Source organism: Pseudomonas sp. TE6288 (assembly GCF_054062095.1).
This window is the reverse complement of sequence record NZ_JBSSEW010000005.1, coordinates 241,314-262,154: the sequence shown is the minus strand read 5'-3', so window position 1 is coordinate 262,154 and position 20,841 is coordinate 241,314. Positions and strand designations below refer to the sequence as shown.

Genomic DNA, 20,841 nt, shown 5'->3' with positions numbered 1-20,841 from the left:
GACCTGTATTCAATACCGAGGTTAGCCATGTCCACCACTCCCGCCACCCCAAAGGTCGGCTTCGTCTCCCTGGGTTGCCCCAAGGCCCTGGTCGATTCCGAGCGCATCCTGACCCAGCTGCGCATGGAAGGCTATGAAGTCGTGCCTACCTACGAGGATGCCGACGTGGTGGTGGTCAACACCTGCGGCTTCATCGACAGCGCCAAGGCCGAGTCGCTGGAAGTGATCGGCGAAGCCATCAAGGAGAACGGCAAGGTCATCGTCACCGGCTGCATGGGTGTCGAAGAAGGCAGCATCCGTGACGTGCACCCGAGCGTGTTGTCGGTCACCGGCCCGCAGCAGTACGAGCAGGTGGTCAATGCCGTGCACGAAGTGGTGCCACCGCGCCAGGACCACAACCCGCTGATCGACCTGGTGCCGCCCCAGGGCGTCAAGCTGACCCCGCGCCACTACGCCTACTTGAAGATTTCCGAAGGCTGCAACCACAGCTGCAGCTTCTGCATCATCCCGTCGATGCGCGGCAAGCTGGTCAGCCGCCCGGTCGGCGAAGTCCTGAGCGAGGCCGAGCGCCTGGTCAAGGCCGGCGTCAAGGAGATCCTGGTGATCTCCCAGGACACCAGCGCCTACGGCGTGGACGTCAAGTACAAGACCGATTTCTGGAACGGCCGCCCGGTCAAGACCCGCATGCTCGAGCTGTGCGAAGCGCTGAGCAGCCTGGGCGCCTGGGTGCGTCTGCACTATGTCTACCCGTACCCGAACGTCGACGACGTGATTCCGCTGATGGCCGCCGGCAAGATCCTGCCGTACCTGGACATCCCGTTCCAGCACGCCAGCCCCAAGGTGCTCAAGTCGATGAAGCGCCCGGCCTTCGAAGACCGCACCCTGGCGCGCATCAAGAACTGGCGCGAACAGTGCCCGGAACTGGTGATCCGCTCGACTTTCATCGTCGGCTTCCCCGGCGAAACCGAAGAAGACTTCCAGTACCTGCTCGACTGGCTGACCGAAGCCCAGCTCGACCGCGTCGGCTGCTTCCAGTACTCGCCGGTCGAAGGCGCCCCGGCCAACGACCTGGGCCTGGAAGAGGTGCCGGACGACGTCAAGCAGGACCGCTGGGACCGCTTCATGGCCCACCAGCAGGCGATCAGCGCCGCGCGCCTGCAACAGCGCATCGGCAAGGAAATCGAGGTATTGATCGACGAAGTCGAGGAACAGGGCTCGGTGGGCCGCAGCTTCTTCGACGCGCCGGAGATCGACGGCAGCGTGTTCATCGACGGCGACCACGGCTTCAAGCCGGGCGACAAGGTCCGCTGCCGCATCGTCGACGCCGACGAGTACGACATGTGGGCCGAGCCCATCTGAGCGAAACCCGCCTGAAAATACCCCGCCCGCTGGCGGGGTATTTTTTTGCATCTATGTTTTCCTCAATGGCCTCCCGGAGGATCACAGGATGTCGCCCGCCGTCACGCTGCACACACCTCATCTGAGCGATTATCCCGAGCTGGTCCGGGTGTGGGAGGCGTCGGTTCGCGCCACCCACGATTTCCTGCCCGAGGGCTACATCCTGCTGCTGCGCGAGCACGTGCTGCGCAAATACCTCGATGCCGTGATGCTGGTCTGCTGCAAGGACAGCAAGCGGCACATCCTCGGCTTTGCCGGGGTGGCAAACGGCCGGGTCGATATGCTCTTCGTCGCGCCCGAACACCGTGGCCAGGGCATCGGACGGCGCCTGCTGCGCCACTCGGTGCACGAATTGAACGCCGAGCGCCTGGACGTCAACGAACAGAACCCGCAAGCCCTGGGTTTCTACCTGCATGAAGGCTTCGAGATCTATGGCCGTTCGGAAACCGACGGCCTAGGGCAGCCCTATCCCCTACTACATATGAGGCTTGTTCGGACAACGTCCTAGTACGCAAGCTCAGGAAACCACTACCCCGCTCCGAAATGGCGCAAATGACATCGATTTGCAGCCGCTACCTCGCCCAGGCAGGTACAATGAAGGCTTTCCCTACCACGTGATGCCCGTGTCCATGTCCGAACCCATTCGTCTCTCCAAACGCCTCATCGAACAGCTTGGCTGCTCCCGCCGCGAGGCCGAACTGTACATCGAGGGTGGCTGGGTCACGGTCGATGGCGTGGTGGTCGAACAACCCCAGTTCAAAATCACCGAACAGCAGGTCGAGCTGCTCCCGGGCGCTCGTGCCGACTCACTCGAACCGGTCACCCTGCTGCTCAACCAGCAGCCCGGCCAAAACACCGCAGGCGCCCTGGCCAGCATCAGCATGGCCAGCCTCAGCGAAGCGCACCGCGAGGGCGTGCGCCCGTTGCATGGGCATTTCGCCCGCCAGGCCTGCATCGTCCCGCTGCTGCCCGGCGCCAGTGGCCTGCAGCTGTTCACCCAGGACTGGCGGGTAACCCGCAAGCTGGAGGCCGACCTGCGCCGCATGGAGCAGGAATACATCGTCCAGGTCAGTGGTGAAGCCAAACCCGGCGCCCTCGAGCGACTGGCCCGCGGCGTGGAACGCAAGGGTGTCGAACTGCCGAAGGCCAAGGCCAGCTGGCAGAACGAGCAACACCTGCGCATCGTGCTGAAGAACCCGCAACCGGGGTTGATCGAACAGCTTTGCGAAACCGCTGGCCTCAAGGTCCTGGCGATGCGCCGCATTCGCCTTGGCGGGGTGTCGATGGGCAAACTGCCGCTGGGCCAGTGGCGCTACGTGGCCGCTACAGAACGCTTCTAGCATTACCGCCGCGCAATGACTGACGCGGCAACAGAACAGGATTCGCCGCAATGAACCACAACGATGTACTGCGCAGCCTGCGCTACATGCTCAAGGCCAACGACCAGAAAATGGCCGAGATCATCAAGCTCTCGGGCCTCGAGGTTTCCGCCGAGGCCATCGCCACCTATGTAAAAAAGGAAGAGGAACCCGGCTTCGTCCGCTGCCCGGAGAAGGTCATGGCGCATTTCCTCGACGGCCTGGTGATTCACCGTCGCGGCCGCGACGACAGCCGCCCGCCGCAGCCGATCGAAGTGCCGGTGACCAACAACACCGTGCTCAAGAAGCTGCGCGTGGCCTTCGAGCTGAAGGAGGACGACCTGCATGCGGTACTCAAGTCCGTCGACTTCCCGGTGTCCAAACCAGAGCTGAGCGCGCTGTTCCGCAAGGTTGGCCACGACAACTACCGCCCCTGCGGCGACCAGTTGCTGCGCAACTTCCTCAAGGGCCTGACCCTTCGCGTGCGCGGCTGAGCCAGGATGCAGCATACCGTCTCGCCGGTCGGCATCGTTCGCTCCTGCTTCAAGGAGAAGTTCGCCATCCCGCGCCAACCCCAGCTGGCGCCGGCTGCCCGTGGCGTGCTGGAGCTGCTGCCGCCCTTTGACCAGGGCGATGCCGTCGAAGGCCTGGAACAGGTCAGCCATGTGTGGTTGCTGTTCCTGTTCCACCAGGCACTGGAAGACAAGCCACGCCTGAAGGTGCGCCCACCGCGCCTGGGCGGCAACAGGAGCATGGGGGTGTTCGCCACCCGGGCCACCCATCGGCCCAACGGCATCGGCCAGTCGGTGGTACGCCTGGATGGCGTCGAACCGGGGCGTCTGCTGCTGTCAGGGATCGATCTGCTGGACGGCACCCCGGTGCTGGATATCAAGCCTTATGTGCCGTATGCGGACAGCGTCGCCGAGGCATCGAACCTGATGGCCAGTGATGCACCAGAGCCGATCAGCGTGCAATGGAGCGAGGGCGCACTGCCTCAGGCCCGCACCCACGCACTGCGCCTGGGCGAACCGCTGGTCGAGCTGATCGACCAGTGCCTGGCCCAGGACCCACGCCCAGCCTACCAGGTGCCGCCGCCCGAGCGGGTCTATGGGGTGAAGTTCTGGGATGTGCAGGTGCGCTGGCATTATCCGCAACCGGATGTGATCCGGGTGCTGGAGGTGGCGCCGGAGTGATCCGGTGTGGTTGCGGGCCCTATCGCGGGGCAAGTCGCTTGCCCCGCGATAGGGCCAACACGGCAAACCTTTTCTCCGAGCACAAAAAAACGCAGGCCAAGCCTGCGTTTTTTCATTCATGCCGCTGGCCTTACTTCTCGACGAACGCTCGCTCGATCAGGTAATCGCCCGGCTCACGCATACGCGCAGAGATCTTCAGGCCAAAGCTGTCCAGCACTTCGCTGGTTTCATCGAGCATGCTCGGGCTGCCGCAGATCATGGCACGGTCGTCCTGCGGGTTGATCGGTGGCAGGCCGATATCGCTGAACAGCTTGCCGCTGCGCATCAAGTCGGTCAGGCGGCCCTGGTTTTCGAAAGGCTCGCGGGTCACGGTCGGGTAGTAGATCAGTTTGTCGCGCACCGACTCGCCGAAGAACTCGTTCTGCGGCAGGTGCTCGGTGATGAACTCGCGGTAGGCCACTTCGTTCACGTAGCGAACGCCATGTACCAGGATCACTTTCTCGAAGCGCTCGTAGGTCTCCGGGTCCTGGATGACGCTCATGAACGGCGCAAGGCCGGTACCGGTGCTCAGCAGGTACAGGTGCTTGCCCGGGTTCAGGTCGTCCAGCACCAGGGTGCCGGTGGGCTTCTTGCTGATGATGATCTCGTCGCCTTCCTTCAGGTGCTGCAGCTGGGAGGTCAGCGGACCATCCGGTACCTTGATGCTGAAGAACTCCAAGTGCTCTTCCCAGTTCGGCGAGGCGATGGAGTAGGCGCGCATGAGCGGACGGCCGCTGTCCTGCTGCAGGCCGATCATCACGAACTGACCGTTCTCGAAGCGCAGGCCCGGATCACGGGTGCACTTGAAGCTGAACAGAGTGTCGTTCCAGTGGTGCACACTGAGGACACGTTCGTGGTTCATGTTGCTCATCGATGGGGCTCCTGAAGGAAAACGCGGCGCGCGCAAGACGCGCAGTTGCGCGATAGTTTAGGGGCAGCGACAATATCTGTTAACTGAATTATCAAGATATGTGTTATCGGTTATATAGATATGCGATTCACACTTCGTCAGCTCCAGGTCTTTGTCGCCGTCGCCCAGCACCAGAGTGTGTCCAGGGCCGCGGGCGTACTGGCCTTGTCGCAATCTGCGGCAAGCACCTCGATCACCGAACTGGAGCGCCAGTCCAGCTGCCAGCTGTTCGACCGTGCTGGTAAACGCCTGAGCCTCAACGCCCTGGGCCATCAACTGTTGCCCCAGGCCGTGGCGCTGCTCGACCAGGCCAAGGAAATCGAAGACCTGCTCAACGGCAAGTCGGGGTTCGGCTCGCTGGCCGTCGGCGCCACCCTGACCATCGGCAACTACCTGGCCACCTTGCTGATCGGCAGCTTCATGCAGGTGCATCCGGAAAGCCAGGTCAAACTGCACGTGCAGAACACTGCGCATATCGTGCAACAGGTTGCCCATTACGAAATTGACCTGGGTCTAATCGAAGGCGACTGCAACCACCCCGATCTGGAGGTGCAGCCCTGGGTGGAGGATGAACTGGTGGTGTTCTGCGCGCCGCAGCATCCGCTGGCCAAAGCCGGCCATGCCGATATCGAGCAGCTGTCCCATGAAGCCTGGATCCTGCGCGAACAAGGCTCGGGCACCCGCCTGACCTTTGACCAGGCCATGCGTCATCATCGCGCCAACCTGAACATCCGCCTGGAGCTGGAACATACCGAAGCAATCAAACGGGCCGTGGAGTCGGGCCTCGGTATCGGCTGCATCTCGCGCCTGGCCCTGCGCGACGCTTTCCGCCGCGGCAGCCTGGTACCGGTGGAAACTCCGGCACTGGACCTGTCGCGGCAGTTCTACTTTATCTGGCACAAGCAGAAGTACCAGACTTCGGCCATGCGCGAGTTCCTCGAGCTGTGCCGCAGTTTCACCGCTGGCGTGCAGCGCAGCGACGAGATCGTGCTGCCGCCGATCGCCTGAACGTCAGCCGAGCAGGATCACGCCCCAGACCAGCGCGACCATGCTCATGGCCACCAGTTGCGCGGCACTGCCCATGTCCTTGGCGTTCTTCGACAAGGGGTGACGGTCGAGGGAGATACGATCGATCGCCGCCTCCACCGCCGAATTGAGCAGCTCGACGATCAGCCCCAGCAGGCACACGGCGATAAGGATCGCCCGTTCGGCGCGGCTCACCGGCAGCCAGAAGGCTGTGGGGATCAACAGCACGTTGACCAGCACCAGCTGGCGAAACGCGGCCTCACCCTTGAACGCGGCACGCAGGCCGTCCAGCGAGTAGCCGGCGGCATTGAAGATACGTTTGAGGCCGGTCTGGCCCTTGAATGGCGACATGTGTGTCAGTCACTTCACCGAAAAAAGGCCAGCAGGCTAGTTCAACCGCAGTCAAAAAAGCGTGAAGGCGCAGGGATTTAGCTGGCCGAAACCGATTCAAGTTGTTGCAACAACAGCGCGGCCTGGGTCCGGGTACGAACGCCCAGCTTGCGGAAGATCGCCGTCACGTGAGCCTTGATGGTCGCTTCCGAGACACTCAGCTCATAGGCGATCTGCTTGTTCAGCAACCCTTCGCAGACCATGGTCAGCACGCGGAACTGCTGCGGGGTGAGACTAGCCAGCCCTTCGCTGGCGGCCTTGGCCTCGGCAGACACGTCAACCTTCTCGAACGCCTGCGGCGGCCACCAGACATCGCCGTCGAGCACATTGCGCACGGCTTCCTGGATCTTGCTCAGCTCGCTGGACTTGGGGATGAAACCGCTGGCGCCAAATTCGCGAGACTTGACCACGACGGCCGCCTCTTCCTGGGCCGAGACCATCACCACCGGGATCTGCGGGTATTGGCCACGCAGCAGCACCAGGCCGGAGAAACCATAGGCACCGGGCATGTTCAGGTCCAGCAGGACCAGGTCCCAGTCGGCTTTTTCGGTCAGGCTGGTTTCCAGTTCGGCGATGCTCGCCACCTCGACCAGGCGCACATCCGGGCCCAGGCCGAGGGTAACGGCCTGGCGCAGTGCGCTACGGAACAGTGGGTGGTCATCGGCAATCAGGATTTCGTATGTGGCCATCGATCTAGGGATCCTGTTCTGTACCAGGCGCAGGGGGTACGGGAGACGCCTGGCGGGTAACTCATGGCGCGAACGGCAGGGCCGCCGGCCGGGATGGCACGGCGAAGTCCGGGGTAACAGCAGCTTCGTCGTGCCCGAAGCGGCGCCAAGGATGCCGAGCACGCCCCGGGTGGTCAAGCCAATTGCCCGGTCGTCCCCGCCTACCCTGGCTGCCAGCCCCGACAGTATGTACCAATCCGCCGCGCCTGCCCCTTGGACTATAGGAAGGTATGCAAACGCTGGTGGACCTCGTCCTGCTCATCCAGCGCCAAGCGTCGCTTGCCACTGAGGTAGTGCAGGCTGAACACATCCAGGTAGGCATCCAGGGCCTGCGAGGCCTGGCTGTCGCCGGCCAGCTCCAGACACATGGCGGCAACTTCGGCGGTGCAGAAGTGGTCGTCACGCTTGGAGCGGCGCAGGCGGTAGCGCGACATCTGCTCGGCCTGCAGGCTCAGCACCGGGAAACGGTCGAGATAAGGGCTCTTGCGGAACATCTTGCGCGCCTCGGTCCAGGTGGCGTCGAGCAGGATGAACAGCGGGCGCTTGCCCGGTTCGCACAGCACCTCGCTGACCACACGGTCCTCTTTGACGAACTCGCCGGGGAAGACGATGTAAGGCTGCCAGCGCGGATCGTCCAGCAACGCCAGCAGGCCTTCGTCCACCGAGGTACGCAGCCAGCCGAAGGCGGAGGTATCCTCGATCACGTCGGCAATCAGCCACCCCGTGTTGGTCGGCTTCAGTGGCTCGGTGTCATGCATCAGCAGGCACATGCCGGCGTCTGCCGGCACCCGCGGTTTCCACGCGCACAGGCAGTGCGTGGCGATCACCCGGCAATCCGGGCAGCGCTCGGCTCGCGAGCCGCGGGCGACAAAGGGTTTGATGCTGCGCGCCAGGCGCTCGGCGCGCAGCCGCGCTACCGCGTGGCTCATGGCTGCAGGCCTTGGCAGGAAGATGGAAGGGGCACGACGACGACTCGGTGAAAACAAAACGCGAGTCTACCAGAGCACGCGTCATTTGCCGTGCAGCCCTTGCGGCCGCTCCTTTATAATCAGCGGCTCAGGCGGCCGGGGAACCCCAGCAGTTTCATGGAACGCCGCCCGCCGGCGCAGGTCAAAGCGCCAGTCATCGAACCAGGAGAGATTCATGCTGCGTCTTATCGTCCCGACCCTGAGCCTGTTGCTCGCCCTGCCCCTGGCCGCCCAGGCTGCCTCCAAGCAGGAATACGAGCTGACCCAGATGCTGCAGAAGGTCGCCAAGGAAAGCAGCGTCGGTACCCCCCGGGCCATCAACGAAGACATCCTCGACCAGGGCTATACCGTCGAAGGCAAGGCGCTGGTCAATCACCTGAGCGTGCGCCAGGAGCATGCGCAAGGCATGCAGGCCAACCCCGCGCAGGTGCGCAGCCAGCTGGGTGATAGCGTTTGCCGTAACAATGGTTACCGTCAGCTGATGTCCAAGGGCGCGGTGATGGTCTACCGCTTCACCGTGTACAAGACCAACCAACCAGTCATGGACCAGGCATTCGACGCTGCCAGCTGCGCAGCTGGCAACAAGAAAAAGTGATTCAGACCAGCTGATCGCTGTCTCTGGCGCGCCGCTGCTCATCATCGGCGCGCAACTCGGCCAACAGGGCCAGCAGATAAGGCGAGTGCCCCTCGCCCCCCTGCAGCCGACGCAAGCACTCCCCCTCCAGGCTCAGGTGATGAACCTTCGCCTCGCGCTCGAGCAACTGCAACAGTTGCCCGTCCACCTCGATCACCAGCCGGTGCATACCGCCACCTCGCTGCATCACTCTTCCGCCTCCAGTTAACCAAAGCGCTGCCATCATCGGATCCAGTCTGACAGGCGGTATTGCACGCCTGTGGCGGCACGAGTGCGCCCCAGCGTCTAGATTGATAACGAGTACCCATAACAACGACAACGCGATGGAACTGCCACTGCAACAATGGCCTTGAAGGCCTACTGCAACGCTCGGGGGCACACTCGAGCCACAGCAGCCAGCGACACACGCAGTGTCGCGGCCGGGACCTGCCATCGACCCGGTCAGAGGTTTTGCTGCAGAAGGAGACGTTGAATGCCTTACCAATCGAACGAGCTGCTGTTCAACCATTTCAGGGACCACGGCATCGACCTGAGCAAGATCGACGAGCAACTGCAACTGGTTGCCCCGAACAGCCCCAACCTGCCGCTGTACCGCGACATGCTGCTGACCGTGCTGCGCATGGCCCACGACGACCGCAACCGCTGGAACGCCAAGATCACCCTGCAGGCCCTGCGTGAGCTCGACCATTCGTTCCGCACCCTCGAGCACTACAAGGGGCGGCGCAAAGTCACCGTGTTCGGCTCGGCACGAACGCCGTTGGAGCACCCCATGTATGCGCTGGCCCGGGAGCTGGGCGCAACGCTGGCACGTTCCGACCTGATGGTGATCACCGGCGCCGGAGGCGGCATCATGGCCGCCGCCCACGAAGGCGCCGGCAGCGATCACAGCCTGGGTTTCAACATCACCTTGCCCTTCGAGCAACATGCCAATGCCACCGTCAATGGCACCGACAAGCTGCTGCCGTTCCATTTCTTTTTCATTCGCAAGCTGTTCTTCGTCAAGGAGGCCGATGCGCTGGTGCTCTGCCCGGGAGGCTTCGGCACCCTTGATGAGGCGCTGGAAGTACTCACCCTGATCCAGACCGGCAAGAGCCCGCTGGTTCCGGTGGTGCTGCTCGACTCGCCCGGCGGTAGTTTCTGGCAGGACGCCCTGGCCTTCATCAGCCGCCAACTGGAAGAGAACCGCTACATCCTGCCCAGCGACCTCAAGCTGGTGCGCCTGGTGCACAGTGCCGACGAGGCGGTGGAGGAAATCAACCAGTTCTACAGCAACTACCACTCCAGCCGATGGCTGAAGAACCAGTTCGTCATCCGCATGCACCACCCCTTGAGCGAGGCCGCGCTGCATGACGTGGAGGAAGGTTTTGCCGACCTGCGCCTGAGCGGCAGGTATCACCAGCAGCCTGACAGTGGCGCGGAGCACGAAGAAGGCAACTTCAGCCACCTGACACGCCTGACCTTTGCCTTCAACGGCCGTGACCAGGGTCGCCTGCGCGAACTGGTGGACTTCATCAACCTGTCGGAGAACTGGGCCAAACCCCAGCCAATGCACACCACCCAACGAGCCCGGGAAGCCCTGCGGGTGAACTGAACGCAAAATGGCCCACATGGCCGGCCCCGGTCGGGGTCAGCCATGTGGGCCATCAATGCTGGTCACGCTTCAATAATCGTCAAGATCGCGCCCGCTGAGCAGCCGACCGATCATTTCCATGGAAAACCCACGGTAGGCGAGAAAGCGCGTTTGCTGTGCGCGGCTGCGCGGGTCATGGGGGAGTTGCCCAGAGAACTTGCGCTGCCACACCTCCTTCAACCGCACCGCCCAGTCCACTTCGCTGTCACGCAGTGCCTGGTCGATATCGCCTCGGTCCAGACCTCGCTGGCCAAGCTCCTCACGGATACGCCCAGGGCCATAGCCTGAGCCGGAACGATAGCGTATGAAGCTTTCAAGATAGCGGGCCTCGCTGAGCAGCCCCTCTTCGGCAAGCCGATCAAGCGCGGGCTCGATCAACTCATCGGTAGCACCGCGTTGACGCAGCTTGCGGGTCAGCTCCACACGACCATGCTCGCGGCGTGCGAGCAGGTCCATGGCTGTCCGCCGAACGGCGACGGGGGTGTCGAGTACGACGGACATGGAGGCAGATCAATAACCGGCGTCGGCGTCAGCCAGATCATCGGCATCAGCTTCGGCGGCACCGGCCTTGGCGGCCGCTGCTGCAGCGGCGGCGGCACCGGCGGTCAGCAGCTTGTCGCGAATCTGCTTCTCGATCTCGCTACCAATGGCCGGGTTCTCTTGCAGGTACTTGGCGGCGTTGGCCTTGCCCTGACCGATCTTGTTGCCCTGGTAGCTGTACCAGGCACCGGATTTTTCAACCAGGCCTTGGGAAACACCCAGGTCGATGATTTCGCCGTTGCGGTAGATGCCCTTGCCGTAGAGGATCTGGAACTCGGCCTGGCGGAACGGCGGCGAGACCTTGTTCTTGACGATCTTGACGCGAGTTTCGCTACCGACCACCTCGTCACCTTCCTTGACCGCGCCGGTACGGCGAATGTCCAGGCGCACGGAGGCGTAGAACTTCAAGGCGTTACCACCGGTGGTGGTTTCCGGGCTACCGAACATCACGCCGATCTTCATGCGGATCTGGTTGATGAAGATGACCAGGCAGTTGGCGTTCTTGATGTTACCGGTGATCTTGCGCAGCGCCTGGGACATCAGACGGGCCTGCAGGCCGACGTGCATGTCGCCCATCTCGCCTTCGATCTCGGCCTTGGGCACCAGCGCGGCCACGGAGTCGACGATGATCACGTCGACGGCGTTGGAGCGCACCAGCATGTCGGTGATTTCCAGGGCCTGCTCGCCGGTGTCTGGCTGCGAGACCAGCAGGTCGTCGACGTTGACGCCCAGCTTGCCGGCGTATTCAGGGTCGAGGGCGTGCTCGGCGTCGACGAAGGCGCAGGTGGCGCCGTTCTTCTGGGCTTCGGCGATGACCGACAGGGTCAGCGTGGTTTTACCCGAAGACTCCGGACCGTAGATCTCGACGATACGGCCTTTCGGCAGGCCGCCAATGCCCAGGGCGATGTCCAGGCCCAGCGAACCGGTGGAGATGGCGGGGATCGCCTGGCGCTCGTGGTCGCCCATACGCATGACCGCGCCTTTGCCGAATTGGCGTTCGATCTGACCCAGGGCCGCAGCCAAGGCGCGCTTCTTGTTGTCGTCCATTGAAATCCTCACGTGTTCGACGTGGCCCTGACGGCCGGAATAACTGTATAAGTAGCCAGTATTATTCCACAGGGATTCGTTTCCGCAAACCCCCGTCGGGCGAATTACTCCGCACCAAGCTGTAACAAGCCGTCTAACGCGGCGATCACCGTCTGTCGGCGCACCGCTTCGCGGTCACCGTCGAAGTGCCGGCGCTCGCTGCTCACGTGGTCGCCGTCGGCCCAGGCCAGCCACACCGTGCCCACCGGCTTGGCGGCTGAACCGCCGTCGGGGCCGGCCACGCCGCTGACCGCGACCGCAAAGCGCGCGCCGCTGGCGGCCTGGGCGCCGCGTACCATGGCCTCGACCACCTCCTGGCTGACCGCGCCCACCTCGGCGAACAACACCCCGGGTACACCAAGCTGGCGGGTTTTCTGGGCATTCGAGTAGGTGACGTAGCCGGCCTCGAACCAGGCCGAACTGCCGGGGATGCGGGTGATAGCCTCGGCGATGCCGCCGCCGGTGCAGGACTCGGCGGTGGTAACCTGGGCATTGAAGCGCCGCAGGTGTTCGCCCAGGCGGGTGGAGAGAACAGTGATCGGGTCCATGATGGGCTCCTGGCAAGACTGCGCCCTACCCTACCACTCCCGCCCCTTCTGGCAAGCGCTCAGGGGGCCAGGGCACGGATATAGGCCTGGCACGCCCGCAAGGCGATCAGTCCGCGGTCGCCGTCGTCGGTGATGGCGATAATTCGTCGAGCATGCGCCGGGTCAAGTCGGGCGCGTACGGAGCCATGATCCACGCTGGCGGCGCCGGTGGCGGCAGGCACTGGGGCACAGGCGGTGTCGCGCTCGACCAGGACCGACAGGCGCAGATCGGCAGTAGCAAGGCGGTCACGCAAGCGAGCCTGAGTGTGCTGGGCATCGGTCAACTCCTGGAAATGTTTGGTTTCGCTGTCGTGCAGGCGTTGTTCGAGGCCCTGGCGCTGCTCGCGCTCGGCCAGCAGCATGCCGTGCAGCGCCTCGGCCTGGTCCAGGCGCTGCTGCACCAGCGCTTGTTCCTGTGCGGCCAGCTGGCGACCAAGGCGCCAGCCCTGCGCCTGCCAGGCCACGGCAGCGGACAACACCATCAACCCAACGCACACCGCCAGTTGCAGGCGGCTCAGCACAGCACCTCCCGCGCCCGCGCCCACAGTTCGAGGCGTTCGGACAAGCCGTTCAGGCCACCGTTGATATGCCGGGTGATGCGGTTGAACTCGCCCTGGTCGGCCAGGGCGTTGAGCCCACGCGAGTGCCAGAACCAGGCCGCCGATTCGCAGGCCCAGCGCGGCTGCTCGAGCATCTGCGGTTGCGCCAGCAGGCGCTCGTCGCCAAACAGCGCACGGCTGCAGGCCTGGTAGTTGTTGCGCCCGGTCACCTGGATCAAGCCACGGCCGCAATAGCGCTGGCCGTCGCCGTCGGCTTCGGGCGTGTTGCCCAGGCGCAGGGCCAGGGTGCCGGTGTCGTAGCGGGCCAGGTACTTGTCGTTGCCCAGCTCCTTCACATAGCGCAATTGGCCGGACTCATGGCCGACCTGGGCCAGGAACGCGGCAACGCGCTTGGGGTGGTCGATCTCCCAGTTGGCCATGGCCGTGTTCAGCGCCGGCAAAAACGCGGCGACGCGTTGGCCGGCGAGTGGGTAGATCTGCTTGAGTTGCTGTTCAGTGAGCGACATCGGCGCATTCTCCATTGCGATCGGATCGAACGGCGGCCAGTGCCGCCAGTGGCTCGCTCATGGGCGATGGCTCGAAGCGCGTGGCTTTCACATGATTCAAGGTACGGCATCGGCCGCATTTGATCTGGAGCTCGGAAACCGGGGTGACGCGGGCCAGCAGCTTGTGGCACTGGCCACAACGAAGGTCGATGAACATATGACGATGATCCTGAAGCGGATTGAGTACCAACAGGCGACTATAGGAAGCGCGTTTGCCCGCAGGCACCGGGAAACCATCTCCACCCTGCCTCAGGCCTTGAGCGTCCCCGCCCGCCTGGGCGCGGAGCCCTTGGCCCTGGCCTTGCCCTGGCGACCGCCATTGCATTGCACGGTGGTACGCCAGCCGCTGCTGGTGAACACCTGCTCAACCGACTCGATCAGATAAAGGCCATCGAGCCCGGCAAGGAAACCCTGGACATCGATGGCGCGTTCGGCGAACAGATCGGTACGCCCAGGCATGTCCAGGCGCACGCTGGCAGTGTCGCGGTTGAAGCTGGCCAGGCGGGCACGGGCGGCCTGTTCCGCCGCCGCACGGTTGGGGTACAGGTGACGGTCGGTGTAAACCGGCTGCAGGCCGTCCGGGGCATCGCCATTGACCAGTTCCACCGCCTGCAGGCGCCCGCTGGCGCTGTCCTGGTGGCGGGTCCTGACGGCCTTGTGGGTGCTCTTGTCGGCCAGGCGGAACTGCCACTGGCTGACCTGGGTGCGTGTAATGCCCACCACGTCCAGAGGCTTGCCACTGGCGCTGTGCCCGCCTTGGCGCGGCAGCACCAGCAGTTGCCCATTGGCGAGCTTGGCGGTGCAGTCGTGCTGGCGCGCCAGGCGGGTGACGAAGTTGAAGTCCGATTCGCTGTACTGATCGACCCGCGGCACCTGCACGGCCACCGGGCACACCGCCTGCCAACCGTTGCGGGCGCCGATCTCGGCGACGATGCGCTGCAGCGTTGTGTTCTCCCAGCTGCCGCTGCGGATGGTCTTGCCGCTGCCGCGCAGGTCGCTGGCCTTGCCACGGATCACCAGGGTGTCTGGCGGGCCCGACAGCTCGACCTCATCGACGGTGTAGCGGCCCAGGCGGCTCAAAGGCTGGCCGGCGTAGCCCAGGTGCACCTCCAGCAGCGCGCCCCTGGCCGGCAGCGCCACGTTGCCGTCACGGGCATCGATGCGCAGTTCGAATTCGTCCGACTCGAGGCCAGGCTTATCGGTGGTGCGCAGCAGCAGCAGGCGGTCGTTGATCAGGTTGGTGATGTCGTTGCCGTCGGCGGTGATACGGAATTGGGGTTGCACGATTGAGGCTCCGATGTCAGTCCCACAGTTGCAAGGTTTCGCTCGTCGTCATCGGCAGTTCCGGCAACCGGATCCTCACCCCGGCGCGAAACGGCTGCGCCTCGTCCGCCAGCCCCTGGTTGGCATCCAGCACGGCCTCGACGGTGCCGGTAAGATGGCCGTAATAGTGCTGGCAGAGGGTGTCGAGCAGGTCGCCCTCAGACGTTGTGCAAGTCTTGGCCATAGCTCACGAACTCCAGTGAAAACCCTTGTTTGCGCGGAATGCCGCCGGCCAGCAGGACACTTTGCTCCTCCTCGATGCTGGTCAGGCACCAAGTGCCGAGCACCTCGCCGTAGCCAGTGGTCAACGACAGCGGCAGCAACTGGCGGCCAATGCTGCGCAGCGTCTGCAACTGGCCGAGGCCACCCTTGAAACCCGGGAAGATCGCCCCGCGAATGCTGATGGTCTCTTCACCCAGGCTCACCGCCTGCTGCGCGGTGTCGCGGCTTAGCCGCTCCTGGCCGGCCCAGCGGAAGCGGGTCTGCCGGCGCAACTGGTCGAAGGCGGCGGTGTCGAGGTTGAAGTAGTACGGCGCCGCTCCCGCCTTGAGCGGTTGCAGCACCAGTAGGTGCGGGAACGGCTTTATAGCTTCGGCGGCCGGCGTCGCCTCAGGCGCGAAGCCCAGTGTCGACAGCATGCCGTTGACGGCCGAGGGTAACTCCTTTACCAACCGCTTTATGGCGGTGCCGGCCTTGGCGATATGCCCGGCGAAGGTATCGATGCGATCACGTACCTGGCGTACCACGGCCAGCGTCTGCTCGTACCTGGCCGCTACCTTGGCAACCCGAGCCTGGGCATTCGTGATTGCGCGCATCGTGCGCTGGAGTTTGGCGGCGATGAACGGGCCGACCACTGGCAGCCCCTCCAGCACGACGACCGCGCCCTGTACATGGCCGATCGCGTCGTTCATCGGATCAAGCATGGCGCCGGCATGCCGACGCCCTGCTTCTCCTGCCTTGACCAGGGCGTGCAGCGTGGCTTGCAGCTGCTCCATATAGGTCATGGATCCTCCTGTCAGAATGGATTGGGATGATCGGCCAGCTGTGCGTTGTAGGCCTGCCTTTGCAGGTCCTGCATGACACGTCGGACCGCCTCTTCGAGTTGCTGGGTGAGCTGGTTGGGTGCGTCCACGCTGCCCTGCACGGTGATAGGCATGTTCGCGGTGAACGTGAGCTGCTGGCTGACGGGCTGCGTGGCCAAGCCTTGGCTCTGCACCGGGCGCGGTCCTGCATCGGGCAGCGCCAGCGGCCCAACAGGTACGCTCGTTTCCTGCGGTTTGAACTCGGCGGCGCGCTCGGAGAAATACTTGCCCACAGGTGCACCAATCAGCACTCCAGGCCCAATCGTCAGCGGCACCTCGACACCGCCAGCGGCGCGCGCATCGACTGCCGCCCGAGGCTTGGAATGCGCCACCTGCGATGGCGCCAGTAGCTGTCTGGCCATCCGTGTGCCGACCTGCCCATCGAGCACCTCTCCCTTCGGAGCGAGGGTGATCTGCCGCGGATCGCCCAGGGAGATTGCTTGCCGGGGACTCTTGCGAAGTTCGTCAGAGGCGCTAAAGAATGTCTTTCCAGCCCATCCCCCGATCACACCACCGATCTTGTCGCCAACCATGTTGCCGATCAGCATCGCAACTGGCGGACCGACAACGCCACTGAGAAACATCCCCCCCAGCACCGTACCCACCGCTCCGCCAATCGCACCACCATAACCCGCCCCCTTCTCCTCGGGCGTCTTGGCCGTGGCATAGGTGTAAGCCCCCTTTACCCCGGCCTCCAGCCAAGGCAGCTTGCCAGCCGCCTTGAAAGCTCCCGTCAGCCTGGCCCAACGCCCAGGTGGTGGATTGATACCGGACGGTGACGGTCCGGCATCCGCCCCTAGCGGATAAGGTTCGTCCAGCCCAACCCCACGTCCAGGACGGCGTAAACGGCCACGATGCTTGTAGGCTGCAGCCCCCACGCCTATCCCCAGGGCGCTGGCCAAGGTGCCCCACAATGTACTCGACGCCGATGGCGGGGCAGCGTCTGCTGACGGCGTCGACTGCCCGTTGCCAACGCCCGCCACGGAAGCACTGTGCGCTGCGCTGTCGGGCCTGGCCATCAGCTCCTTGCCCACCACACCGCCAACCTTGTCGCCGGCAAAGCCGAGCATCATCGAGGCCGTAGGGGCGCCCAGCTTGAGGCCCGCGCCCAACATTGCCCCTGACACGGCCCCCAGGAAACCACCGGCGGCGGCACCCACCCCCTCCCCCCTCTGCTCCGGAGTGGAAGCCGTGGTCGCCGTAAACACCAACTTCGTCAACGCATCCAGCCCAGCCATGCCGGTAGCCGACTTCCCGGCCTGTAGTGCCTGCGTCCAACGCCCTGATCCATCACTCCGCGGAAGCGGGGTCGGCATCGCATCCGCGCCAAGCGGGTAATCCTCACTGCCTGGCGCACCATCGGTACTGCCAATGACCAAGGCCGGCAGGTACAGGGTACCCGGACGGACAGATGCGCTACCCTGGGCGGCGCCAGGTTGTCCATTGCTGTCAGTCGAGCCGACCAGCCCATTTCGAACCTTGCCAATCGCCGCCGGTGCCTGGGCGACTCCCTTAGCCACCAGGTAACCACCGCCCGCGATCAGGAGCGACGATGCGACATCGCGCGCCGCCTGGCCGACCTGGGGCAGCAACTCAGGCCCCGACTGGGTCGACCGGGGGCCCTGGGAGCGCTCCAGAAGTGCCTTGTGCTGCTGAAGCAGCCCGACCTGCTGTTGCTGTACTTTCAAGGACTCGGCCTGCGTATCCTTGCCCTGTAGCGCCATCGCCCGCTGCGGGGGCGGGGCATTGCTTCCCCCGCCGCCGACTTCGGCAGGCCGCTGGGTCCTCCCCAGCTCCCTCATGGGTACCGTGCGGCCAGGTAGCCCTTCCAACGACCCCGCATGTTCCGGGACGGTTACACCGACTGCGCCAAGCGCTGTCGTTGATCTGTTCGCCATCCGTGTCTCCCCTTTCAATCCGCCAGCCACCAGACCATGTCGCTGAACGACATGGTCATGATTTCGCTGGCAGAAAAGTTCAGCTCCTTGGCCAGCCGCCTGGCGGCGGCCTTCTGCCGGGCAGGGTCAAACCTCGTCGTCCTGCACCAGGCGAAAGTAGCCCGTCTGCAAGCGGCTGTAGTCCTTGAGGGCCAGGCCCTCGAGGTCCTTGACGCCAACCTCGGCGAGCGAGGCGAACAAGTTCAGTTCGCGCTGCTCGTCGTCAGCCACGCCACCAGCCTGTGCGTTGCGGATGTCACGCACGGTCGGTGCGCGCAGCGACAGGCTGTCGACCTGCACGCCATTGGCTTCGCTGGGACGCGACAGGCGCACGGTCACGCGCTCGGCGTTAACGGTCAGCCATTGCGGCAGTTTCTTCGCTTGAGCCATCGAACGTTCTCCTTAAAGACCCAGGGCGGCGCGCTGGGCGGCCAGCTGGTCGACACCGTCGATTACCCGCTTCATGCCCAGGGCGTCGATTTCGTAGGCCAGGCGGCCATCGACTTCGAGCTTGTAGTAGGTGACGGCGACGCTGTGCTTGATCTCGGCCTTGTCGCCGGACTTCCAGTCGCCCATGTCGATCTCTTTCAGCGAACCGCGCAGGGTGACGATGACCGGGTTGATCTTGCCCTTGAGGCCCTTGAAGGCACCGCGGAAGGTGCCGTTGAAGGCGGTGCCGTCGGCCAGGCCGAAGAACTTCAGCGACTCGCGGCGCACGCCGGTGGTGGTGAAGGCCGCTTCCTGCTTCTCCATGCCCTGGTCCATCTCGACGGGCATGTCCATGCCGCCGGGGCGGTGCTCTTCCATCTTCAGGGTGAGCTTGGGTAGGGTCAGGCTGGGCACATCACCCTGGAAGCTGACGCCATCGACGAACAGGTTCAAATTGGCCAGTGTTTCGGGAATCATTGCCATGTAAGTGCGCTCCTTAAGCGACGGAATCGAGGACTTCGGTCAGCCACTGGTTGGTGACTTCGACGCGGAAATTGGGGTTTTCGGCAGGCGGCACATCGGTGAAGCGGATGTTCCAGTACACCTTGCCCTGCTCCAGCTGGCTGGCGGTGTTCAGCTCCGGATCGGCGAAGACCTCGAAGTTGATGATCGCGCCCTGGTTCTTCAGGTCGCGCATGAAGGCCTGCAGGCCCTCGGTGACGTCCTTGACGTAGGTGGCAGTGATGGAGCGGTCGACGGCCCACTTGTGGCCGTAGAGGATCGCGTCCATGACGATGTCCATGGTCCGCACGCGGGTGACGAAGGCCCATTTCGGGTCGCTCGACAGGGTGCGGTTGCCCCACAGGCGGAAGCCGTCGTCGCGGATGATGGTGGCGATGTTGGCGTTGTTCAGCAGGTTGGCGCGGCAGGTGTCGTCGCCATCGAGGAACTCCACGGCGCGGGTGGTGCCGGTGATGCCGACGAACTCCTTGTTCGACGGCGACGCCCAGAAGCCGTACTCGCGGTCGGTGTAGGCGAACAGGCCGGCGACCCAGGCCGACGCCGGTGCATCGACGGTGGCCTGGGCCTCGTTGTCCCAGTAGCGCACGCCGGGGTCGACCATGAAGGCCCGCTTGGCGCCAAACTGCTTGGCGTAGGCAAGCACTTGCTCTTCGGTGGTGTTGGGGCCATCCAGGATGGCGATCCCACGCAGTTTGTCGGCCAGGGTCACCAGGGCTGTGGCGATGGTGTCGACCGAGCTGTAGCCCGGTACTATCAGCAAACGCGGCTGAGCGTTGAATCGGCTCTTGCCATCGAGCAACGCTTGCAGGCCGGTACGCTTGCCGTTGATCCCGACGGTACCGATGATCGCCGAGATCTGTTCGGCGGTGTCATCCAGCTTGGCCACGCCACAGGCGACGATAACCGCCTTGGCGCGAGCGAAGACCGCGCGGCAGGCCTTGGTGATGGCCGCATTGCCACCAAACGCAGACACTGCTTCGCGCTCGCTGGTGATCAGCATCAGGTCATTGGCCTTTGCGGTGACGCCCGGGCCTTCGGTGAAGGTATCGACCAGACCGATGATCGAGGACGAAGGCAACGCGATGTTGCGGGCACCCGTGTCGACATTGGTCACGGTGACGCCGTGGAAGAATCCACTCATGTAGGTTTGCTCCAGGTTCAGGTGTGAAAAGGCCCTGCGGGTGCAGGGCCTGGAAGGGGTGGATCGGTGTAGGAAAACACCCGGCGCTGCGGGCGCTCAGATTCAGGCGACTTCTTCGAAGCCTTGGCTGGTCAGCCAGTCGGCAGCCGCCGTCTCGTCAGGGCTCGACGGCCAACTTTCGGCAGTTGGCACCGCGTCCGAGAGGTCCAACCGGTTCAGTTCGATCCGGTAGCGTTTCCAGGCTGTCAACGCCGTTGCTTCGGCATCTGTTGCCATTTCCAGCGCAACGGCGTCCTGCAAGGTGGAAATGCGCAGCGTGGCATATCGGACCAACAGTGCCTGCTTGTGGGCGCCCGATTGGCGTAGCGCCTTGCCTCTGGCCACCTGGTCGACAACCCAGGCACTGCCGTTCCAGATGTCGAAGTCCGAGGTCGGTGCTTGCAGCGTGAAGTCTTCAGGCAGCTCACCCAGCCTGGTCCAGGCCTGCGCCTCACCGTCGGCGGTGCGATACACCGTTACGCCTCGATGATCGACCACTTGGTCCCAGTGCTTGCCGTCTTGCGTGACGATGGCGGCGAAACCGGCCTTCAACTCAGGCGGTTGTATGGAATAGCTATGGGCCGGTATCAGCCAGATTCCGGGCTCGAGCGGGCTGGGATCGGCCGCGCAGGCTCCGAGAAACTCACCACTGGCAGGGTCGACGTTACACACCAGGGGTGCAACGACACCGGCCTGTTGCCACCAAGCGGCGGCGGCAGCTGGGTAGAACTGCACCGCAGCCACTGCGCCTTGATTGATTTGATCGGTCATGGGCA

27 protein-coding genes are annotated in these 20,841 nt (G+C 64.1%); 8 read left to right on the top strand and 19 right to left on the bottom strand.

Annotated features, from left to right (window positions below):
* Positions 1-27 precede the first annotated feature (27 nt).
* The 5 genes from rimO to tsaA all read left to right on the top strand — a co-directional run bounded on the left by rimO (position 28) and on the right by tsaA (position 3,949).
* Positions 28-1,359 (top strand): 30S ribosomal protein S12 methylthiotransferase RimO, encoded by a 1,332-nt coding sequence (gene rimO / locus ACVWY1_RS07490; protein ID WP_102681668.1) that lies wholly within the window; start codon positions 28-30, stop codon positions 1,357-1,359.
* 88 nt (positions 1,360-1,447) lie between these two features.
* Positions 1,448-1,906 carry a GNAT family N-acetyltransferase gene (locus tag ACVWY1_RS07485; protein ID WP_277503105.1) on the top strand — a complete coding sequence of 153 codons (459 nt, stop codon included), beginning with the start codon at positions 1,448-1,450 and terminating at the stop codon, positions 1,904-1,906.
* 121 nt (positions 1,907-2,027) lie between these two features.
* Positions 2,028-2,738, top strand: coding sequence for an rRNA pseudouridine synthase (locus tag ACVWY1_RS07480; RefSeq protein WP_277503103.1), 711 nt, complete (start codon positions 2,028-2,030; stop codon positions 2,736-2,738).
* A gap of 50 nt (positions 2,739-2,788) precedes the next feature.
* On the top strand, positions 2,789-3,250 hold the full coding sequence (locus tag ACVWY1_RS07475; protein WP_046856779.1) for a YehS family protein: 462 nt from the start codon (positions 2,789-2,791) through the stop codon (positions 3,248-3,250).
* 6 nt (positions 3,251-3,256) lie between these two features.
* Positions 3,257-3,949, top strand: a complete 693-nt coding sequence (gene tsaA, locus ACVWY1_RS07470; RefSeq protein ID WP_277503102.1) for a tRNA (N6-threonylcarbamoyladenosine(37)-N6)-methyltransferase TrmO — start codon at positions 3,257-3,259, stop codon at positions 3,947-3,949.
* Between the two features lie 130 nt (positions 3,950-4,079).
* Here tsaA and fpr read toward each other — a convergent pair whose 3' ends face one another.
* Positions 4,080-4,859 carry a ferredoxin-NADP reductase gene (fpr, locus tag ACVWY1_RS07465; RefSeq protein ID WP_046856781.1) on the bottom strand — a complete coding sequence of 260 codons (780 nt, stop codon included), beginning with the start codon at positions 4,857-4,859 and terminating at the stop codon, positions 4,080-4,082.
* A 120-nt stretch (positions 4,860-4,979) separates the two neighbouring features.
* Between fpr and finR the strand changes: the two genes are divergently transcribed.
* Positions 4,980-5,906, top strand: coding sequence for a LysR family transcriptional regulator FinR (gene finR / locus ACVWY1_RS07460; protein WP_023631043.1), 927 nt, complete (start codon positions 4,980-4,982; stop codon positions 5,904-5,906).
* A 3-nt stretch (positions 5,907-5,909) separates the two neighbouring features.
* Here the strand turns inward: finR and ACVWY1_RS07455 are convergent, their stop codons facing one another.
* From ACVWY1_RS07455 to ACVWY1_RS07445, 3 genes are all read right to left on the bottom strand, one after another.
* A complete protein-coding gene (locus tag ACVWY1_RS07455; RefSeq protein ID WP_023631044.1) occupies positions 5,910-6,275 on the bottom strand; it encodes a diacylglycerol kinase in 366 nt (121 codons plus the stop codon).
* Positions 6,276-6,352: 77 nt separating this feature from the next.
* Positions 6,353-7,003 carry a response regulator transcription factor ErdR gene (gene erdR, locus ACVWY1_RS07450; RefSeq protein ID WP_023631045.1) on the bottom strand — a complete coding sequence of 217 codons (651 nt, stop codon included), beginning with the start codon at positions 7,001-7,003 and terminating at the stop codon, positions 6,353-6,355.
* A 257-nt stretch (positions 7,004-7,260) separates the two neighbouring features.
* Positions 7,261-7,971, bottom strand: coding sequence for a tRNA-uridine aminocarboxypropyltransferase (locus ACVWY1_RS07445; protein WP_457378035.1), 711 nt, complete (start codon positions 7,969-7,971; stop codon positions 7,261-7,263).
* Between the two features lie 214 nt (positions 7,972-8,185).
* Between ACVWY1_RS07445 and ACVWY1_RS07440 the strand changes: the two genes are divergently transcribed.
* Positions 8,186-8,605: a quorum-sensing-regulated virulence factor family protein gene (locus ACVWY1_RS07440; RefSeq protein ID WP_046856783.1), complete on the top strand. Its 420-nt coding sequence runs from the start codon at positions 8,186-8,188 to the stop codon at positions 8,603-8,605.
* Between the two features lies 1 nt (position 8,606).
* Here ACVWY1_RS07440 and ACVWY1_RS07435 read toward each other — a convergent pair whose 3' ends face one another.
* A complete protein-coding gene (locus tag ACVWY1_RS07435) occupies positions 8,607-8,813 on the bottom strand; it encodes a hypothetical protein (RefSeq protein WP_457378034.1) in 207 nt (68 codons plus the stop codon).
* 303 nt (positions 8,814-9,116) lie between these two features.
* Here ACVWY1_RS07435 and ACVWY1_RS07430 point away from each other — a divergent pair, with 303 nt between their 5' ends.
* Entirely contained in the window at positions 9,117-10,235 is a 1,119-nt protein-coding gene (locus tag ACVWY1_RS07430) for an LOG family protein (RefSeq protein WP_094010100.1), read from the top strand.
* A gap of 69 nt (positions 10,236-10,304) precedes the next feature.
* Here the strand turns inward: ACVWY1_RS07430 and recX are convergent, their stop codons facing one another.
* The 14 genes from recX to ACVWY1_RS07360 all read right to left on the bottom strand — a co-directional run bounded on the left by recX (position 10,305) and on the right by ACVWY1_RS07360 (position 20,836).
* Complete coding sequence (recX, locus tag ACVWY1_RS07425) at positions 10,305-10,775, bottom strand: recombination regulator RecX (RefSeq protein ID WP_102681663.1); 471 nt, start codon at positions 10,773-10,775, stop codon at positions 10,305-10,307.
* Positions 10,776-10,784: 9 nt separating this feature from the next.
* Positions 10,785-11,861, bottom strand: a complete 1,077-nt coding sequence (gene recA / locus ACVWY1_RS07420; RefSeq protein ID WP_028690616.1) for a recombinase RecA — start codon at positions 11,859-11,861, stop codon at positions 10,785-10,787.
* 104 nt (positions 11,862-11,965) lie between these two features.
* Positions 11,966-12,448: a CinA family protein gene (locus tag ACVWY1_RS07415; RefSeq protein ID WP_102681662.1), complete on the bottom strand. Its 483-nt coding sequence runs from the start codon at positions 12,446-12,448 to the stop codon at positions 11,966-11,968.
* A 59-nt stretch (positions 12,449-12,507) separates the two neighbouring features.
* Positions 12,508-12,969, bottom strand: a complete 462-nt coding sequence (locus ACVWY1_RS07410) for a lysis system i-spanin subunit Rz (RefSeq protein ID WP_102681727.1) — start codon at positions 12,967-12,969, stop codon at positions 12,508-12,510.
* A 32-nt stretch (positions 12,970-13,001) separates the two neighbouring features.
* Complete coding sequence (locus ACVWY1_RS07405) at positions 13,002-13,553, bottom strand: glycoside hydrolase family 19 protein (RefSeq protein ID WP_102681661.1); 552 nt, start codon at positions 13,551-13,553, stop codon at positions 13,002-13,004.
* Positions 13,540-13,749: a Com family DNA-binding transcriptional regulator gene (locus ACVWY1_RS07400; protein ID WP_102681660.1), complete on the bottom strand. Its 210-nt coding sequence runs from the start codon at positions 13,747-13,749 to the stop codon at positions 13,540-13,542. Before ACVWY1_RS07400 ends, ACVWY1_RS07405 begins: the two co-directional genes overlap by 14 nt.
* 92 nt (positions 13,750-13,841) lie before the next feature.
* A complete protein-coding gene (locus ACVWY1_RS07395; protein ID WP_457378033.1) occupies positions 13,842-14,876 on the bottom strand; it encodes a phage late control D family protein in 1,035 nt (344 codons plus the stop codon).
* A gap of 16 nt (positions 14,877-14,892) precedes the next feature.
* A complete protein-coding gene (locus tag ACVWY1_RS07390) occupies positions 14,893-15,099 on the bottom strand; it encodes a tail protein X (protein WP_277503101.1) in 207 nt (68 codons plus the stop codon).
* Positions 15,074-15,919, bottom strand: coding sequence for a phage tail protein (locus ACVWY1_RS07385; RefSeq protein ID WP_277503100.1), 846 nt, complete (start codon positions 15,917-15,919; stop codon positions 15,074-15,076). Before ACVWY1_RS07385 ends, ACVWY1_RS07390 begins: the two co-directional genes overlap by 26 nt.
* Before the next feature lie 11 nt (positions 15,920-15,930).
* On the bottom strand, positions 15,931-17,685 hold the full coding sequence (locus tag ACVWY1_RS07380) for a hypothetical protein (protein WP_457378032.1): 1,755 nt from the start codon (positions 17,683-17,685) through the stop codon (positions 15,931-15,933).
* Between the two features lie 336 nt (positions 17,686-18,021).
* On the bottom strand, positions 18,022-18,324 hold the full coding sequence (locus tag ACVWY1_RS07375; protein WP_277503098.1) for a phage tail assembly protein: 303 nt from the start codon (positions 18,322-18,324) through the stop codon (positions 18,022-18,024).
* Positions 18,325-18,336: 12 nt separating this feature from the next.
* Positions 18,337-18,846 (bottom strand): phage major tail tube protein, encoded by a 510-nt coding sequence (locus tag ACVWY1_RS07370; RefSeq protein WP_457378031.1) that lies wholly within the window; start codon positions 18,844-18,846, stop codon positions 18,337-18,339.
* Between the two features lie 13 nt (positions 18,847-18,859).
* Positions 18,860-20,026, bottom strand: a complete 1,167-nt coding sequence (locus ACVWY1_RS07365) for a phage tail sheath family protein (protein ID WP_277503097.1) — start codon at positions 20,024-20,026, stop codon at positions 18,860-18,862.
* Positions 20,027-20,128: 102 nt separating this feature from the next.
* On the bottom strand, positions 20,129-20,836 hold the full coding sequence (locus ACVWY1_RS07360) for a tail fiber assembly protein (RefSeq protein WP_277503096.1): 708 nt from the start codon (positions 20,834-20,836) through the stop codon (positions 20,129-20,131).
* Positions 20,837-20,841 lie beyond the last annotated feature (5 nt).